Origin of the sequence: Pontivivens insulae (assembly GCF_900302495.1) — a bacterium.
Taxonomy (GTDB): domain Bacteria; phylum Pseudomonadota; class Alphaproteobacteria; order Rhodobacterales; family Rhodobacteraceae; genus Pontivivens; species Pontivivens insulae.
In genome coordinates this window covers 557,355-575,494 of sequence record NZ_OMKW01000001.1, presented here as the reverse complement: position 1 = coordinate 575,494, position 18,140 = coordinate 557,355, and the positions used below count along the sequence as shown (strand labels likewise).

At 58.9% G+C, this 18,140-nt stretch carries 15 protein-coding genes; 6 read left to right on the top strand and 9 right to left on the bottom strand.

Annotated elements, in window-relative coordinates; translation table 11 throughout:
- Positions 1-17: 17 nt before the first annotated feature.
- Positions 18-620, bottom strand: coding sequence for an alpha-ketoglutarate-dependent dioxygenase AlkB family protein (locus tag POI8812_RS02780; RefSeq protein WP_108781494.1), 603 nt, complete (start codon positions 618-620; stop codon positions 18-20).
- A gap of 115 nt (positions 621-735) precedes the next feature.
- Between POI8812_RS02780 and POI8812_RS02775 the strand changes: the two genes are divergently transcribed.
- A complete protein-coding gene (locus POI8812_RS02775) occupies positions 736-1,818 on the top strand; it encodes an alcohol dehydrogenase family protein (RefSeq protein WP_245895224.1) in 1,083 nt (360 codons plus the stop codon).
- A gap of 3 nt (positions 1,819-1,821) precedes the next feature.
- On the opposite strand, the gene POI8812_RS02770 is transcribed toward POI8812_RS02775, so the two are convergent.
- From POI8812_RS02770 to POI8812_RS02750, 5 genes are all read right to left on the bottom strand, one after another.
- On the bottom strand, positions 1,822-2,859 hold the full coding sequence (locus POI8812_RS02770) for a flavin monoamine oxidase family protein (RefSeq protein WP_108780989.1): 1,038 nt from the start codon (positions 2,857-2,859) through the stop codon (positions 1,822-1,824).
- Between the two features lie 5 nt (positions 2,860-2,864).
- Entirely contained in the window at positions 2,865-3,533 is a 669-nt protein-coding gene (locus POI8812_RS02765) for a cupin domain-containing protein (protein WP_108780988.1), read from the bottom strand.
- A 4-nt stretch (positions 3,534-3,537) separates the two neighbouring features.
- The gene (locus POI8812_RS02760) at positions 3,538-4,134 is read right to left on the bottom strand and encodes a hypothetical protein (protein WP_108780987.1); all 597 of its coding nucleotides are present in this window, start codon (positions 4,132-4,134) and stop codon (positions 3,538-3,540) included.
- Positions 4,135-4,225: 91 nt separating this feature from the next.
- Positions 4,226-5,530, bottom strand: coding sequence for an NAD(P)/FAD-dependent oxidoreductase (locus POI8812_RS02755; RefSeq protein WP_108780986.1), 1,305 nt, complete (start codon positions 5,528-5,530; stop codon positions 4,226-4,228).
- A gap of 80 nt (positions 5,531-5,610) precedes the next feature.
- The gene (locus tag POI8812_RS02750; RefSeq protein WP_108780985.1) at positions 5,611-6,375 is read right to left on the bottom strand and encodes an IclR family transcriptional regulator; all 765 of its coding nucleotides are present in this window, start codon (positions 6,373-6,375) and stop codon (positions 5,611-5,613) included.
- Between the two features lie 262 nt (positions 6,376-6,637).
- On the opposite strand from POI8812_RS02750, the gene POI8812_RS02745 reads away from it, so the two are divergent.
- The 3 genes from POI8812_RS02745 to POI8812_RS02735 all read left to right on the top strand — a co-directional run bounded on the left by POI8812_RS02745 (position 6,638) and on the right by POI8812_RS02735 (position 9,802).
- Positions 6,638-7,642, top strand: a complete 1,005-nt coding sequence (locus POI8812_RS02745; RefSeq protein WP_108780984.1) for a taurine ABC transporter substrate-binding protein — start codon at positions 6,638-6,640, stop codon at positions 7,640-7,642.
- A gap of 79 nt (positions 7,643-7,721) precedes the next feature.
- Positions 7,722-8,528, top strand: coding sequence for an ABC transporter ATP-binding protein (locus POI8812_RS02740; RefSeq protein WP_108780983.1), 807 nt, complete (start codon positions 7,722-7,724; stop codon positions 8,526-8,528).
- Positions 8,525-9,802 (top strand): ABC transporter permease, encoded by a 1,278-nt coding sequence (locus tag POI8812_RS02735; RefSeq protein ID WP_108780982.1) that lies wholly within the window; start codon positions 8,525-8,527, stop codon positions 9,800-9,802. Before POI8812_RS02740 ends, POI8812_RS02735 begins: the two co-directional genes overlap by 4 nt.
- 74 nt (positions 9,803-9,876) lie before the next feature.
- On the opposite strand, the gene xylA is transcribed toward POI8812_RS02735, so the two are convergent.
- The 3 genes from xylA to POI8812_RS02720 form a co-directional block, all read right to left on the bottom strand.
- The gene (gene xylA / locus POI8812_RS02730; RefSeq protein ID WP_108780981.1) at positions 9,877-11,181 is read right to left on the bottom strand and encodes a xylose isomerase; all 1,305 of its coding nucleotides are present in this window, start codon (positions 11,179-11,181) and stop codon (positions 9,877-9,879) included.
- Positions 11,178-12,242, bottom strand: coding sequence for a LacI family DNA-binding transcriptional regulator (locus POI8812_RS02725; protein ID WP_108780980.1), 1,065 nt, complete (start codon positions 12,240-12,242; stop codon positions 11,178-11,180). The genes xylA and POI8812_RS02725 overlap by 4 nt, the downstream gene beginning before the upstream one ends.
- A 90-nt stretch (positions 12,243-12,332) precedes the next feature.
- Positions 12,333-12,785 carry a MarR family winged helix-turn-helix transcriptional regulator gene (locus POI8812_RS02720; RefSeq protein ID WP_162844866.1) on the bottom strand — a complete coding sequence of 151 codons (453 nt, stop codon included), beginning with the start codon at positions 12,783-12,785 and terminating at the stop codon, positions 12,333-12,335.
- 87 nt (positions 12,786-12,872) lie between these two features.
- Between POI8812_RS02720 and POI8812_RS02715 the strand changes: the two genes are divergently transcribed.
- Both POI8812_RS02715 and dnaK read left to right on the top strand, forming a co-directional pair.
- Positions 12,873-16,019 (top strand): 2Fe-2S iron-sulfur cluster-binding protein, encoded by a 3,147-nt coding sequence (locus POI8812_RS02715; RefSeq protein ID WP_108780978.1) that lies wholly within the window; start codon positions 12,873-12,875, stop codon positions 16,017-16,019.
- 194 nt (positions 16,020-16,213) lie between these two features.
- Entirely contained in the window at positions 16,214-18,139 is a 1,926-nt protein-coding gene (gene dnaK, locus POI8812_RS02710; RefSeq protein WP_108780977.1) for a molecular chaperone DnaK, read from the top strand.
- Position 18,140: the final 1 nt, after the last annotated feature.

The following is an 18,140-nucleotide window of genomic DNA, read 5'->3' as shown; positions in this document are numbered from 1 at the left end:
TCGGTGCGGTGACCAACTCAGGTTGCTTTTCGCAAGGTCAGATTGATCCGCCCACCGTTCTTCAGCAATGTGGAGGACTTATGGCGTATCCAATCGACACCATGGAAGCATAACCGCGCGGCACCCCCCATCACGAGGATATCCCCACTCTCCAAAAGTACGGTTTGTGTGGGCCCGCCACGCTCCTTGCCGCCAATCCTGAAGAGAGCCGTATCGCCCAGAGAGATAGAGACGACCGGTGCGGTCAGGTCTGCCTCGTCCCGATCCTGATGCAACCCCATCTTCGCATCGCCATCGTAGTAGTTGATCAGGCAGGTATCGGGTTGGACGGCATGTCCGGCGACCTTCTTCCAGATGTCGAGCAACTCTGCCGGAATCGGGGGCCAGGGCATTCCGCTCGGGTGGGTGGCTGCATATCGATAACCTTGCGCATCGCTGACCCAACCCACATTGCCAGCAGCTGTCATCCGGACACGCATTGGACGGCCCCCCGGCGTTTCATAGCGCGTGAGTGGAGCCTCTATCGCGATGTTTCGGGTCTGGTCCCGCAACTGCTCTTGGGCGGCCCTGTCCAAAAACGATTTGAACAGCAGGAATTCGCCGATCTTCAGCGGTGTCATCGTCATATCTGCGGTTTCAGGATGCTCATCTTCGCGATCCGAACATATGTGAAAATCCTCTGGCGTGAATGCAACGCCTGCGTAGTGTGGTCCGATACTCAAGAAAGGTCGCCAAATGAATCTTCCGCGCACGATGCACGCCATGGTCACAATTGGCCATGGAGGGTTCGAAAAGCTCTCTTACGAAACGGATTGGCCTGTTCCCACACCTGCCAAGGGCGACGTACTGATTGAAGTGAAGGCGTGTGGGTTGAACAATACCGATATCAACACGCGGATTGGATGGTACTCTAAAGCCGTCACGACCGCGACAGATAGCGATACGACCGAGGAACCGGATGGCGACGATCCCGCCTGGGGGGGATCCCCCATCAGCTTCCCCAGAATCCAAGGCGCAGATGTGTGCGGGATTATCGTCGCCGTGGGTGAGGGTGTCAGCGAGGCCCGGATTGGTGAACGTATCATTGCTGATGATTGGTTGCGCGACGAAGACGACCCAAAAGACATCAACCGAACCGGCTATTTCGGTTCAGAGCGTGACGGCGGCTTTGCCCAGTACACCACGATGCCCAGCCGGAACGCGCTGCGCGTTGACTCGACGCTTACCGATGCGGAGCTTGCGACGTTCTCATGCTCCTACTCCACAGCAGAGGGTATGCTGACACGGGCCAGCGTGACCTCGACGGATACTATTCTCATACCCGGCGCCTCTGGCGGTGTTGGCGGCGCGTTGGTGCAGTTGGCAAAGCGGCGGGGCGCACGGGTGGTTGCCATGGCATCCGAGGCTAAACACGAAGATGTTCGAAAGCTCGGCGCTGACGTTCTGTTGCCCCGCGCGCCGTCTGATCTGCGCGCAGCACTGGGGTCGGAGCGCATCACCGTCATTGCAGATGTCGTGGGCGGACCGCATTGGCCAACTTTGCTAGATGTTTTGGAGCGTGGGGGGCGGTACACCTGCTCTGGCGCGATTGCTGGTCCAATCGTGGAGCTCGATCTGCGCACACTTTACCTGCGGGACCTGTCCTTCTTCGGCTCCACCGTCATCGATCAGAGCGTGATGCCAGCGCTGATCCGCTATATCGAGGCAGGTGAGGTGCGCCCGGCGCTGGCGGCAACCTATCCTCTGCGTGAGTTGCAGCAGGCACAGGAGGCCTTTCTGGCAAAGCAGCACACCGGCAACATCGTCGTTGTTCCCTAAGTCTTAGGTGAGGCGGTGCGCCATCGCTTCGGCAGCCGCAAGGGCTCCTTCAAGATACCCACCCATTTCGGGCGCCAGCTCGGTCCCACTGAAATGCAAGCGCTGATCCGCGAGCTTGCTCAACTCGGAAAGTGGGCCGTAGTCGGGATGGGCGCGCAATGGTTCTAGATCGAGCGCCGTGGTGCTGTGGGGTTCTGTCGCCCAGTCCATCAGGTGAAAGGCTGATGGGCTAAGCGCCTCTTCACCAAACAGGCGCCCCAGTTGATCCAGGATTGCCGGTTGCAATTGATCGGCATGGTCGGCGCGAGCTTGCGGTGGCACGCCCACAAATCCGAAGAGCGCGGCGACACCGTTCATGGACGTCGCATCGTGGATTTCCACCAATGGCCCGCGTTGGCTGCTCGCATCCCCCGACAAGCCCTTCATTCGCCAAAAGGGCTCAGCATAGATGGCGACGCATTTTGCCTGGCCACCCATCCAGGTGGGAATGGCTCGCATAGCGGCCAACACGTCGGTGTCGAGGGGCTGGGCATAGGACAGTTCGGCGGCAACACGCGGAGGCAGGGTGACAACAATATGGTCAGCTTCCAACGCCCGGCCGTCGGCGAGCAGGGCGGTTCCCTGTCCGATCTGTCGAACCGGGGCCGCAGTTTCGATCCGCCTGTCAGGCACAAGAGACGCCAGACCATCAATCAGCGATGTCATACCGCCCTCTAGTCGCAAGGACCCGGCCATCGAGGCAAAGCCCCGCGCCGGGTGAACCTGTCCGGCGCGATCTTCCAGCAGCTGAATGCCCTGCGCGTATTGTTCGAAGACAGCAATTCCCAAGCGATCTGCCAGCGCTGCCATCCGATCCTGGCCCGGCCAGAACCAAGAGGGGCCAAGGTCAAACCGGGCCTGCGCATGAGAGACTGTGTGGATGCGACCGCCCAGCCGGGCGCGTGCCTCAACCAGGCGCCAATCGCGGCCAGCCTGCTCAAGCCGATCCGCCAGAGCCAATCCGGTCAATCCGCCACCGATGATGAGAATTTCTGATCGCAACTCTGTCAGACCTGAGGAGCCCGCGCATATGGCAAATGACCGGATTTCATCCAGAACGTCGTGCCGTCTTCACCGGCTGTAAGATCAAGCGTGCTGCCCTCTGGCAGCCGCAGCCAGGACCCTTTCCGCATCTCATCACCGTCGCTGCTGGCCGATCCTGCGAGGATCAGAACCTCGCATCCGCCCGGCACGGCCCGGGAAAAACCTACGCCCGGATCTAGTTCCTCGTAGCTGACACGCTCTCTTTCGTCCTCATGCAAAAGCGTTTGGGCATGACCGGTGGCCACCGACCGTAGACCGTCAGACATCTTCACACTGAACTGCGTGCGGTCATCCATGTCGAATTGCCAAAGCTTCACGAAGATTGTGCAGCCACCTTCGGATCCAGGTGTATGAGACGTCGTCGGCGGGTTGCGCACATAGGTTCCAGCCGGAGAATGCGCGTGCTCATCCTCGAACACACCATCAAGAACGATGAATTCCTCACCACCCGTATGGGTATGGGCTGAGAAGGCGCTGCCCGGCGCATAGCGCACGATCGAGGTCGCGCGCGCAACTTCGTCGCCAATCCTGTCCAGCATACGGCGATCAACGCCGGGCATCGGGGAGGCGATCCAATCCAGTTCGTCGGAATGGATCAGAACACGTTTCGAGAAATCTGAATTGAGTGTCATAGCATCAGTTCCCTGTGGGGATCGGCTCGCCACGGGCCTCCATCTCGGCGATGCGCGCTGCAAAGACGTCCCGCCGATTGACCCAGTTGAAATCATCATCCTCAACGATTGGACCCCAATAGGTTCGCCCGCCTGATCGCCATGGGTCCATGATGTAGCCTTCTTCCATCTCGGCACCCCGTGCGCTGACAATCAATGTGGAGTGGTCGAGCTGCCAGCCACTTTCAGACCCGGCAATGGCCCGATGCAGCTGAAGGGTTCTGAAATTCTCCATCTCCATCCGCTCTTGCAGATCATCCGCCCACTGGTAGCAGAGGCCGCGTTCCCGCAATCCCATATTGACCTTCATGTTATGGACAATCGGCGGATCGGTCACGTTGTAGGCTACGACCAGCTCTCGCGGATAGCGAATGGCAATTTCGGCGGCCCGCTGCGCCTCATCAGGATCGACCCGAGGATCAAGGGCGCGCAACTCCGCGGCTAGCTGGTCAATCTCTGCTTCATCAACCGGCGGAAGAAACGCACCAGGCGTGCTGGAACAACCCGCAATGGCGAATAGGGCTGCCACGGCAATACAACGGAATTTTGTCAGAATGAGCATGAGGGACCTCCAACGCGATAACGGCCTATCGCGCCAATCGGTTCCTGTCGAGAACTACGCGATCACACACGCGAGATCAGCGAGGGTTGACTTAGCGTGTCTCCAGCCGGTCGAGCAGGCGCATTCCACGCACGGCAAATGGCATAGCCGCCATCTTCAAGCCACGCAGAGGGATGCCGGTGATCCCCGTCACGGGTAAGGGCAACGTGTCTGGCGTCGCACCGAGCACTCGCTGCGCCATGACCCGGCCCATCACATTCGACATCGCAACACCGCGACCGTTATAGCCCAGCGCCGCAAGCAAACCCGGTTCCGGTTCGTGGAGATGTGGCAGGTGATCCTCGGTAATTGCGATGCGTCCCCCCCAGCGATGGGTCCACTTCACGCCTTTGAGTTGCGGGAACACCCGTTCGGCATCTTTCTGCAACCAATCGAAGCCGACAAGCTGGCCGTTGCTGTCCAGCTCTCCGTGTCCACCATAGACCATGCGATTGTCCGGTTCGCGCCGCGCGTACATGATGACCCGGCGGCTGTCCGAGATGGTGTGTCCGTGGGGCAGAATGCTGCCAATCACCTCTTCTGGCAGAGGATCGGTTGCAATCTGGATCGGTGTGACCGGGATGATGGATTGCGCGAGATCCGGGATGAGGTCGTCCGTATAGCCATTCGTCGCGACAATCACCCAATCCGCCTTCACCGTAGCACTGGCGGTCGCGGCGCACCATTTGCCATCTTGTCGAGTGAGTGAGGTAACGGCGCTGCGTCCAAAGACCCGCGCACCACGTTGAATCGCGGCACTTCCCAAACCTCTTGCGAGCATCAAGGGATGCACAGCGCCGCCTCGTTTGTTCACCAGACCCGATTTGTAGGCGCGCGTGCCGGAGATTGCTTCAATCTGGTCCGTCTCAACGATCTCCATTTCCGCACCCAGCGCGTTCCAGACCTTCACATCGGCCTCTGCCTTCTTGTGGGCTTTCTTGCTGTGATTGACGCGCAGCCAACCTTTCTGCCGTGCCTGACAGTCGATTTGGTAGGTTTCGACCATTCGGAACAGCTCGTCGGCGGAGCCGAGAGACGTTTCCGCCAGGCGCTCGAAGACATGCGGGCCAACCAGCGTTCGCAGTTGATCAGGTGAGTTGAACGGCATCATCGGATTGACCTGACCGCCCGTTCGCCCTGACGCGCCATATGCGACGTCGCCGGCATCCAGGACGGTCACATTTGTTCCCGCCTCAACGAGATAGAGTGCGGCGCGCAACCCCGTGAACCCCGCACCGATGATCACAACATCCGTGTTGTGATCCTCCTCAAGTGGCTGCGATGCCGGCGCTTTAGGTGCTGTGTGCAGCCACAGAGAGTCCGGCCAACCCGGAGTTTGAGCAGATAGATCAGCCATCACAGTCTCACAATACAGAACTCTGTTCCTGATATGTAAAACTATGCAAAGCCTAGGGGGCCTCCGTCAAGCGTCTCGCGCTAGCCCTCCCAGCCCAATTGTCGCGAGATTTCCTGCGCAGCGCTGACAAGCTTCGGCGCCATCTGCTCCAACTCTGCCTTTGTGGCGTCGTCTGTCGCGGTCCAGAGCGACAGGCACGCGGTGACCTGCTTCTGCCCATTCCAGATTGGCGCGCCCATACCCATCACGTGCAAATGCTCTTCGCAGATCGCGCGAGCATATCCCTGCTCGATGATGTCCGGAAATTCCGCCTCTAAGGCTGAGCGGTCGGTTACGGTGTATTCAGTAAATTTCTCAAGCCGAAGGGACTCCAGAAGATCGGAGCGTCTGCGCGGGCTGAGATGGGCCAGCAGAACCTTACCGGCAGCCGTACAATGTAGCGGTGCGCGATCACCTGCCCGATCCGCAAGCCGGATGGGAATATGATCGGAGGTTCTGAGATAAAGAATATGCTGATCGTCCAGAATAGAGAGCGCGGTGTTCATCCCCGCATCCTCGTTCAAGCTGTCCATCGGTCCCGCCGCGACGTCGAGCAGATCCGTGCGGTGCCAACTGAACCTCGCCCACCGTTTCACGCGATTACCGGTCTGATAGGTTCGCGTCGGCTTGTCATAGGAGATCATGTCTTCGCTCTGCAAAACGGCGAGAATGCGATGGCAGGAGCTTTTGACGAAGCCCGTCCGCTCCACAATTTCAGCGAATCCCAAAGGTCGGCGCGCTTTGCTGATGACGTCCAAAACCTCGGCACATTTCGTAACGATAGAACTTTGAGCGGATCGTGCCATTCGTTTCCTCTGCGAACTCTTACATTGCAGAACTTTCCACCGCAGAAGCTCAAATGCAAGCCTACTTCAATTTGCCCTTAGGTCAGAAAAGGGTTGACGCATCAATTTCTCGGCGCCTAGCCTTTTCATCGGAATGAAAAGTTCCGCAATGCGATAGTACCGCGAAAATGTAGCCCAGTGCAGAAACAGGATGTTCCGACGCTCAGATTTCGTGCAGGCTGACATCAATAATAAGACTAGAATTCCCAACTTGGAGAGTAAAATGAAAAACACGATCGCCAAACTGCTGGCCGGCACCGCCCTTGCCATGTGCGCACAGGGCGCTGCGGCAGACGGACATCTGGAAGAGATCACCGTTGCATACTTCCTCGAGTGGCCGCTGCCGATGCTCGAAGCAAAAGCGAGCGGTGCATATGAAGAAGCGCTCGGCGTCGACATCAACTGGGTGAGCTTCGAGACCGGCACGGCAATGTCCGCAGCCATGGCATCCGGCGACGTCCAGATCTCGGTCAGCCAGGGTCTGCCGCCCTTCGTGGTTGCGACGTCCGCTGGTCAGGAGCTCCAGATCATCGACGTTGCTGTGAGCTATTCCGACAACGACAACTGCGTTGTGCGCGAAGACCTCGAAATCGACGCAGAGAATGCGAGCGAGCTGTCCGGCCGCACCGTTGCGGTTCCGCTCGGCACCGCTGCGCATTACGGCTTCCTGCGCCAGATGGACCACTTCGGTGTGGACCTCGCCAGCCTTGAGATCGTCGACATGGCACCGCCAGAGGGTGCAGCTGCACTGTCCCAGGGCGCAGTTGACTTCGCATGTGGCTATGGCGGTGGTCTGGCACGCATGAAGGAATACGGCAACGTCCTGCTGACCGGTGCAGAAAAAGAAGCACTCGGCATCCTGGTGTTCGACGTGACCTCCGCGCCTGAGGCATTCATCGCTGAGAACCCTGAGCTCGTCTCCGCATTTGTCGGCGTCAGCGCGGCGGCGAACGAGCGCTGGAACTCCGGTGCTGGTGGCGATGAGATGCTTGAAGTCATCGCAGCAGAGTCCGGTATGGACCTCGAAGCGGCACGTGGCGCGATCGCAACGATGTCGTTCCCGTCCACCGAAGATCAGCTGGGCGCGACCTGGTTCGACGGTGGCATGGCAGAGTTCATGCTGGGTGTTGCGAACGTCTTCGTTGATGCGGGCAGCATCGACAGCGCGAATGACAGCTACGAAGACAACGTGAACGCAGAGCCACTTGCGGCAACCGCGGGCAACTAAGTCCTCTTCGAAGGGGCCCGGGAAACCGGGCCCCTTTTTCATTTCTCCCCATTGCAGCCCATATCTCTAGGTGCCCCGCATGAACGGCTTGGCCATCAACAATCTATCCATGCGCTTCGAGCTGCCTAATGGCAGTGCCGTGCAAGCGCTTCAGGATGTCTCGCTCGACATCAAGCAAGGTGAAATACTCAGTGTTCTGGGGCCGTCCGGCTGCGGGAAGACCACCTTGCTCAACATCGTTGCGGGCTTTCTCGCCCCCACCGCTGGCAACATTGTCCTCAATGGCAGCGACGTCCACGGCCCTGACGCCCAGCGCGGCATGGTCTTTCAGAAGGGCGCGCTGTTTGAGTGGATGAACGTCCGCGACAATGTCAGCTATGGCCCGCGCATGAAGGGGCAAAGAGCCTCCGAGTACGCAGGCAACGTTGACCATCTGCTCGACATTGTCGGCCTTGGCGATTTCAAGGACAAAGCGATCTACGAACTGTCCGGCGGCATGCAGCAGCGTGTGGCCCTTGCCCGCTGCCTTGCGAATGACCCCGACGTGATCCTGATGGACGAGCCGCTTGGCGCGCTGGATGCACTGACCCGTGAAAAGATGCAGAGCCTTGTGCTCAAGCTCTGGAAGGAGACGGGAAAGACCATCATTCTGATCACCCACTCTGTCGAGGAAGCCCTGCTTCTGGGTGAGCGGCTGATCGTGATGGCCCCGCGTCCTGGCCGCATTCACAAGGAATACCAGCTTCCCTTCGCCGATCTGGGCGTGAACGCCGATCTGCGCGAGGTAAAGAAGCATCCTGAATTCGGGAAAGTGCGTGAGGAAATCCTCAGCATGATCTGGGATATGGAAGAAGAAATCATGGGCAGAACGGAGGCCGCGAAATGATCCCTTTCCTGCTCTATCTGGGATTCTTCATCCTGTCCTTCGTTGCCGTACGGGCCGTCGTTGGCGGCATTGCGCGGACTGGCTTCTCTTCCCTCAAAACCGTGACATTCGGCGACGAAAGTGCCGTTGTTCCTGATCGCCGCGCCTCGATCCTTTCCGTGATCGCACTCTTTTTGTTGTGGGGGTCTTTCACCGGATCCGCCTTGCTGCCCTCGTTCCTGCATATGCCCGGACCAGCGGTGGGTGAGTTCACGTTCGAGCACACTGTTCAGGATGCTGACGGCAATACGGATGACGCGACTGTCACCGTACTGGTCTACGACCCCGAGGTCACAGAGGGTGAGCCAGAAGTACCCACAGTCGATCCGGGCGATGGCTTCGCCAAGAACGACGCCATGATCATCGAGACATATGATTCCGAGCTGGCCCGTCTGCAGAATAATGACGAGCTGACCCGCGACGATGGCACGAACATCATTGCTGTGAATGGTGAGCCGATTACACCTGGTGGTCGTCTGGAGTTCGATTTTGGCTCCATTACCATGTCGACACGCGGCTCGCTCAACATCGCCCCCGATCAGGGCCTGCAAATGGAACCGATCTGGCTGCCCCCACCGGAAGCTGTGGTCAGCCGTCTGTTTGAAATCGCGAATGATGGCTTCCGCAACTTCACCTTGCTTGAACATTTGGGCTATTCGCTGTTCCGCGTTGTCGTCGGCTTTGCCATTGGTGCCGCGGTCGGCATCCCGTTGGGCTATGCGATGGGATTGAGCAACTGGTTCCGCGGCTGGTTCGACCCGATTGTCGAATTCATGCGACCGGTCCCACCACTTGCCCTGATCCCGCTGGTGATCATATGGGCGGGTATCGGTGAGACAGGTAAGATCGTGCTGCTGTTCCTGGCTGCCCTCTGGATCATGGCCATTGCCGCCCGTGCAGGTGTGTCGGGTGTGAACATCACCAAGGTACACGCCGCTTATTCGCTGGGCGCCTCGAAATGGCAGATCATGCGGACGGTGATCATCCCGAACTCCCTCCCGGAAATCTTTACCGGTGCCCGCGTGGCGATGGGGGTTTGTTGGGGTACTGTGGTTGCAGCCGAGCTCGTCGCGGCAGAGCAGGGCGCTGGCATGATGATCATGACGGCTTCGCGCTTCCAGAACACGGATATCGTGATCTTGGGGATCATCCTGATCGGTGTCATCGGCTTCGGCATCGACATTCTTATGCGGATCGCCGAGCGGTATCTGGTGCCCTGGAAAGGGAAGAGCTGATCGCTCTTACATCCCCAAAAAAGCAAGGGCCGACCCATCGCTGGGCCGGCCCTTTTCTTTGGGATCAAGTCAGCTCAGACGAAGCGATTGACCCAGTTTTCCAATTTCTCCTGTTGGCCCGAAACAGGCTGCGGGTCGAGCTCGGCGGTCTCTGCCCGATCCGCGATCCCATCAAGCGTTGCGCCGTCCGCCAGCATCGCTTGCGCATCAGCTGTTGCCCAGCCAGCGTAGCGTGCGTCACGCGCCGCTTCCAAACCGCCATCCTCCAACATCGCAGCCGCTGCTTTCAGACCACGTGCACAAACATCCATAGCACCCACATGCGATGCGATCAGATCTTCTGCATCAAGGCTCTGACGGCGCAATTTCGCATCGAAATTCGTACCACCTTTGCCGAGGCCACCACCTTTGAGGATCTCGTAATAGGCAAGCGCAACTTCCGGCACGTTGTTCGGGAACTGATCGGTATCCCAGCCAGATTGGTAGTCGTTTCGGTTCATATCGATTGAGCCGAGTATGCCGAATGCGGTCGCCATGGCGATCTCATGCTCGAAAGAGTGCCCCGCAAGGATGGCATGACCTTGCTCGATATTCACCTTAACCTCATTCTCAAGCCCGAACCGCTTGAGGAAGCCGTAGACCGTGGCGACATCATAGTCGTACTGGTGCTTGGTCGGTTCCTGCGGTTTTGGCTCGATCAGGATTTCACCTGTGAAGCCGATCTTGTGCTTGTAGTCGACGACCATCGAAAGAAAACGGCCCATCTGCTCCAACTCACGGGACAGATCCGTGTTCAACAGGGTTTCATAACCCTCGCGGCCACCCCACAAGACATAGTTCTCACCACCCAGACGATGGGTGACGTCCATGCAGGTCCGCACCGTGGATGCGCAGTAAGCGAAGACGTCAGGATCAGGGTTGGTAGAGGCACCGGCCATATAGCGGCGGTTTGAGAACATGTTTGCCGTGCCCCACAGAAGCTTCGGCCCGTTCTCCATCTTTTGTTCGAAGTAATCCGCAATCTCATTCAAGCGGTCCCGGCTTTCCGTCAGGCTATCACCCTCTGGCCGCACATCATGATCGTGAAAGCAGTAAAAAGGGACACCGAGGATTCGAAACATCTCGAAAGCTGCATCCGCCTTGGCCCGCGCCAGATCCATCGTATCTGCGGGGAACCAGGGGCGTTCGAAGGTCTGCCCACCAAACGGGTCGTTCCCTTCCCAGACGAAGTTGTGCCAATAGCAGACCGCAAAGCGCAGATGCTCCGCCATCGTCTTGCCCATCACAATCTCGGACGGGTTGTAATGACGGAAGGCGAGGCCGTCGCTATCTGGGTCGAAGGGCACAGCCTCCATGCCGTTGAAATACGTACTCGTCATGGTGTGTTTCCTTCCATTTCAGTTCCTTGGCCCGACGCAGCGGGCAGATTTTCCTGCATGTAGATTGCGGGTATCAGATCTATCGGCGGCAGCGTTTTTTGGTCTGCCAATGCGCGCAGGACACCAAGCGCCTTCGCGATCTCCTCTTGCGGCTTCTGATCGATGATCGCGTCGATCAGATCGGCACGCAGGGCCGCCTCAGTCGTTTCGGAAAGCTCATGAACGATGACTGCCGGGCGGTGAGCTGATCGGTTTTGAAGAGCGCGCAACAGACCGCGATTGCCTGCCCCAACGTTGTATAGTCCGGTGATGGTCGAGCCCTCTGCCGTCGCAGCGGTTACCAGACGCTCAACCTCTTCGGCATCATCCGAGCTGCGGACCGCTGGCAGGATGTGAACGTCTGGATTCAATACGCCCATTGTCTGGAGAAAGCCGCCCAATCGCTCGGCATGGTCAGGCGCATCATGGGCCCCAACGATCGGCAGAATGCGTCCTGCGCGATGTCGATGCGCGAAGGCCAACATGCGCGCGGCAAGGCTGCCTGCGCGACGATTGTCCAAACCAATATAGGCATCGCGCGCATCACGGGCCGTCTCCGCAACGAGGGACACCACGGCGACGCCCTGACGTCTGAGCGCCCGCAGACGATCGCAGACCGCTTGATCGGCATTTGCGACCACGGCCAAACCGTCAATCACGTCCGCATCAAGGGCGCTAAGGCGCGCAATCAAATCATCTGCATCGAACGGAGTGAACTCGACTATGTCGATGGTCACACGCTCGGGCATCAGCGCAACAACCGCATCCCGCAAACTGGTTCGAAGCGCATCATAGAAGGCGTTCGCCCCGCCGGGCAAAACGAAGACAAACCGGTAGTTGCGATTCCGAGCGAGGTTTGCCGCCCGATCATCACGGATATAGTTGAGCGCACGAATGGCCGCCTCAACCTTGCGGCGGGATTTTTCAGCCACACCGCCACGGCGATTGATGAAGCGATCAGCCGTGGCATAGCTGACACCAGCCGCATCTGCGACATCCTGCAAAGTGGCGCGTTTAGTCATCCCGTCTCCTCTGCCCGCAGCAGTAGAGACGGTTTTGATAGGCGTCAATCATTTTTTGATAGGCGCCTATCAAACGAGGCCAGACTACCTTCAGATCTTGTCGAGTGCGCGGTCCTCGCCTGATACGAGCTTTGCCAGTAGACCGGCCAGGGCCTGACGTTCTGCCGTGGTGAGCTTGTCTCGGAAATGCGCGTTGTTCTCATCAACCACGTCGCGTCCCTGCCCAAGCAGGTGCAGTCCCGCTTCAGAGAGATGCAAGGTCTTGCTGCGCCGGTCTCGCGGTTCGTTTTTTTGCATCACCAGTCCCTGCTCCATCATCTGGCGCAGCAGGCGTGAGGTCGCCGGTCGTGTGATCCCGATATGTTCGGAAAGCTCTGATGGGGTGGAAACGCCCTCTAGCCCGATGCCGGACAACGCACACCATTTCAGTCGGGTCAGCCCAAGGGGCGACAGTCCCGCTTCCAGACGGGTCTGGAGGGATCGCGACGCGCGGCTCAACTGATAGCCCATCCGGTCATGCAACTGATAGTTCGACTGAGACATTGGCCACATCCTCCCAACGGCAGTGTAGCGATTGACAGGTGGGCCAACAATGCAGTTAGTTACCGCTGGTAATTACTGGGGTGTCTCATGGGCATGCGGTTCAAGTCGCAAAGGGAACGACCAATTCATTTGGGGCCGCACAGGCTCGAAGACCTCGCGCGGATGCAGGTGGCGGATCTGACGCGGGTGCCGCCGTTCCAGCCCCTCTCCTATGCCCGACCGGATGCGCCCCATTCGATCATTAACGCGATGCGCGATCATCAAGCCATGCTGGATGCCATTCGCGACGGCCTCGTCGCTAAGGTGAAATCCGCGCCGCCGCAGGATTTGGTTGAGCGTGCCAATCACCTCAAGTCGTTCGGATATTTCGCTGATGCATCTCTGGTTGGTGGATGCCTGCTGCCTGATCAAGCTCGGCTGGCTGAGCCAGCGAAGAATGCGGACGTGGCACGTCTCGCGGCCGACCTTCGGACAAAGCAGACCAAAACCTTAGCATCCGGCATTGACCTGATCATGGCTGATCTCAAGGAGTCGATGGAGGCACCCCCTGCAACCATCGACGGCCACACGCATGCGATGGTCTTCATGGTCCAGCACCCCCGTGAGGTGCAGCATGATGAGCCGGGGGCCGCTTGGATCCAGACTGCACGTCCCCAACGGTCCTGTCTGATCGCCTCGGAAATTGCTGTCGTAATCGCAACCTATCTGCGCGTGCTTGGTTTCGATGCAAAGGCGCATACGGCCAGCGCTCATGATGTCGATCTCAACCGCTTGGCGGTCGCGTCCGGACTTGGCATGGTTGAGAAAGACGACGTTCATGCGCCTTTCATTGGGCCGGAATTTGGTCTTGCGGCAATCACAACTGACTTCGCCTTTGAACCCGATCTGCCGCTTGCCGGCCCTCTGCCGAAACGTACGCCGCAGCCCTATGGAAAACGCATGTTTCGCGACGGCGCACATCCATTCGAAAAGCTCAAACGCGTCGATCAACCGACAACCTACATTGACGAGGCCAACGTCCCGCGGGTTCCAAAGCGAGCAGACCTGTTCGCGCGCGCTCAGTTTGGCGACATGGGAAAGCATGTCCAAGACGGCGCGACGGGGGGGAAATACGTTCGCAAATCCGCCCCGCCCATGGGTCAGCGGCGGGCGCTGGGGGCCTTTGTGTTGCTGCAGGATGGGGAGGTCGCGCCTGACCCGGTTGAACTGGACCCGCAGGAGGCCGCTGATCTGGTAAAGGCAACCTGCCATTTCCTGGGTGTCGACGCCGTCGGCATCTCCCGCTGCCCGGACTGGACTTGGTACTCACACGACGCGACCGGCGCAGCGATCAATCCACCCCACGATCAGGCGATCAGCATGGTGATCGATCAGGGCTTCGACACGATGGAGGGCGCCAGCGGGGACGACTGGATCAGCGTCGCGCAGTCCATGCGCGCCTATTTGCGGTTCTCCCTGCTTGGCGGAGTTGTCGCCGCTCAATTGCGAGGGCTGGGATATCCAGCGAAGGCCCATACGGTGATGGACGGAGAGGTCTTGCAGCCGCCCCTGATGCTGCTGAGCGGTCTGGGAGAGGTCAGCCGCATCGGAGAGGTTATCCTTAATCCCTATCTTGGCCCGCGTCTGAAATCTGGCGTGGTCACGACAACGCTACCAATGGCGCATGACAAGCCGATCGACTTCGGCCTGCAACGGTTCTGCGAGTCCTGCAAAAAATGCGCGCGGGAGTGCCCCTCCGGCGCGATCACCGCCGGGCCGAAGCTGATGTTCAATGGGTACGAGATCTGGAAATCAGACAGCCAGAAATGCGCGACCTATCGCATCACGACGCCCGGCGGCGCAATGTGCGGGCGCTGCATGAAGACCTGCCCTTGGAATCTCGAAGGTGTGCTGGCCGATGCCGCCTTCCGCTGGACAGCGATGAAGATCCCCGGATCTGCGCCCGCACTCGCCAAACTGGACGACATGCTGGACCGGGGCAGCCTCAATCCCGTGAAGAAATGGTGGTGGGATCTGGAGATGGAGGCCGACGGCGCCTACCGCCCGACGGACAAGCCGGTAAACGCCCGTGATCTGCAAAAGGACCTCGATCTGAAATATGAGGATCAGACGCTCGCTGTTTATCCCGCTGATCTGGCGCCACATCCCTACCCCTATCCCTTCCCGATGGATCGCGAGAAAGGCATCGAGGCCTATCAGGCGATGATTACCGCAGAGGAATATAAGCGACGCAAGGCCAGTGGCGAAACGGACCTCACGCCAAGCTACACGGCAGAGGGCGAGAGCCCCGTCCTGCGGGTTGAAATCTCCAAGGCGGAAAAAATGGCAGAGGGCATTACGAAATACGAAATGCGCAGCCTCGACGGTGCCGATCTTCCTGCATGGGAGGCCGGGGCGCATCTCGACATCGTCGTCGCACCGGAATTTCTGCGGCAATATTCCATGTCAGGCGATCCGGCCAATCGCTCTGTCTACCAGATCGGTGTGTTGAATGAGTCAGAGGGGCGCGGTGGCTCCGCCCTGCTTCATCGGATATTCAGCGGAGGTCGGAAGATCTTCATCTCGCGTCCGATAAATCATTTCCCGCTGATCGAAACCGCTCCGATGACCTACCTGTTTGGTGGCGGGATCGGGATCACGCCGATGATTGCGATGGCTCACAGGCTCCACGCGTTGGGGCAACCTTTCCAGCTGCACTATTCCGGCCGATCCCGCGCAACGATGGGCTACATGCACGACCTTGCCCACGTCGCATGGGCGGGAAACGTCACGCTGCACGTTACGGATGAAGGATCGCGCGCCAATCTTGGCGAGTTATTGAGCGATCCCACGGACGGCGCGCATGTCTATACCTGCGGGGCCGAGCGCTTCATGTCTTCGGTGATGGATGCGGCACAGGCTGCAGGTATTCCAGAAGAGAGACGCCACCTGGAATATTTCTCTGTCCCAGAGCAGCCCGACTATGAGAACCATCCGTTCCGCGTTCGACTCAAGGACGGGCGGGAACTGCATGTCTCTGAAAATGAAACACTTTCAGACGTCCTGACTGCGAGCGGCATTGCGGTCGATGTCAAATGTTCGGACGGAATTTGCGGTGTCTGCAAGTGTGGGTTGGTGGCGGGAGACGTCGAACACCGCGACTTCGTCCTGTCGAAAGCGCAGCGTGAAACCAGTCTCATCACGTGCCAATCTAGGGCCCTCCATCCAGATGGGCTTCTGGAGCTCGACATTTAACGTTTGGTTAACGCTCCAACGCTCTGATTTGACTCGCAATCAATGCGCCGCAGACGCTTGCACGGGCCGCAATCCCCTCCTATATCGCACGATGCAACTTGGCGGGTCGCTGTTCCGGCCCGTTTGGGATGGGGACTGGGGGCCTCTGAGAGGACCCAAGCTCCAAAATCGCCATGAAAGAAGGATGGATTTAGATGTCCAAGATTATCGGTATTGACCTCGGAACCACCAACAGCTGCGTCGCCATCATGGATGGCTCGACCGCGAAGGTGATTGAAAACTCCGAAGGCGCGCGCACGACGCCGTCCATGGTCGCGTTCACAGAAGACGAGCGTCTCGTCGGCCAGCCAGCAAAACGCCAGGCTGTCACAAACCCCTCCAACACCCTTTTCGCCGTCAAGCGTCTGATCGGCCGTCCCTACGGTGATCCGCTCGTCGAAAAAGACCGTTCCATGGTGCCGTTCGACATCGTAAAGGGCCCCAATGGCGACGCGTGGGTAAAAGCGCGCGACGAAGAATATTCCCCTAGCCAGATCTCTGCCTTCATCCTTGGCAAGATGAAGGAAACGGCAGAGCAATATCTGGGTGAGAAGGTCGAGAAGGCCGTCATCACCGTTCCTGCCTATTTCAATGACGCTCAGCGTCAGGCGACGAAGGACGCGGGCAAGATTGCAGGCCTCGAAGTGCTGCGCATCATCAACGAACCGACGGCAGCCGCACTTGCCTACGGCCTCGACAAGGACACGACGAAGACCATCGCGGTTTATGACCTCGGCGGCGGCACCTTCGACATCTCGATCCTCGAGATCGACGAAGGCCTGTTCGAAGTGAAGTCCACCAACGGCGACACGTTCCTCGGCGGTGAAGACTTCGACATGCGCATCGTCGAGTACCTCGCCAACGAGTTCAAGAAAGAGCACGGCATCGACCTGCGCGATGACAAGCTGGCACTTCAGCGTCTCAAGGAAGCGGCAGAAAAGGCGAAGATCGAGCTTTCCTCCTCCTCCCAGACCGAGATCAACCAGCCGTTCATCTCTATGGACCCGAACACGCGCCAGCCGGTGCACCTGGTCATGAAGCTGACGCGGGCGAAGCTCGAAAGCCTCGTTTCTGACCTTATCCAGCGCTCCATCAAGCCGTTGAAGGCCGCACTTAAGGATGCGGGCCTGTCCACCTCCGACATCGACGAAGTCGTCATGGTTGGCGGTATGACCCGTATGCCGAAGGTCGTGGAAGAGGTGTCCAAATTCTTCGGGAAAGAGCCCCATAAGGGCGTGAACCCCGATGAGGTCGTGGCCATGGGTGCCGCCATTCAGGCCGGAGTTCTGCAAGGTGACGTGAAGGATGTGGTCCTGCTCGACGTGACCCCGCTGACGCTGGGCATCGAGACGATGGGCGGCGTGCTGACCCCGATGATCGACCGCAACACCACGATCCCGACCAAGAAGTCCAACGTGTTCTCCACGGCTGAGGATAACCAGAATGCCGTGACCATTCGCGTGTTCCAGGGTGAACGCTCAATGGCAGCGGACAACAAACTGCTGGGCCAGTTCAATCTTGAGGACATCCCGCCCGCACCGCGCGGCATGCCCCAGATCGAAGTGACCTTCGACATCGACGCAAACGGCATCGTCTCCGTCTCTGCAAAGGACAAAGGCACCAACAAAGAGCAGAAGATCACCATCCAGGCCTCTGGCGGCCTCTCGGATGAGGATATCGAAGCCATGGTGAAAGATGCGGAGGAGAATGCGGAGGCCGATAAAGAGCGCCGCGACCTCGTCGAAGCCAAGAACCAGGGTGAAAGCCTGCTTCATTCCACCGAGAAATCGTTGGAAGAGCATAAGGACAAAGTATCCTCCACGACCGTCGAGGCGATCGAGATGGCGATGGCACAGCTCAAGGACGCGCTGGAAGGTGAAGATGCCGGCGCCATCAAGGCGAAGTCTCAGAACCTGACCGAGTCTGCGATGAAGCTGGGTGAGGCGATCTACAAGGCGCAACAGGAAGCCGAGGCCGGTGAGGTCGAGGAAGAGATCCAGGGCGCTGATGAGCAGATGGCCGACGACGTTGTCGACGCTGACTACACCGACATGGACGACGACGACAAGAAAGCGTCCTGAT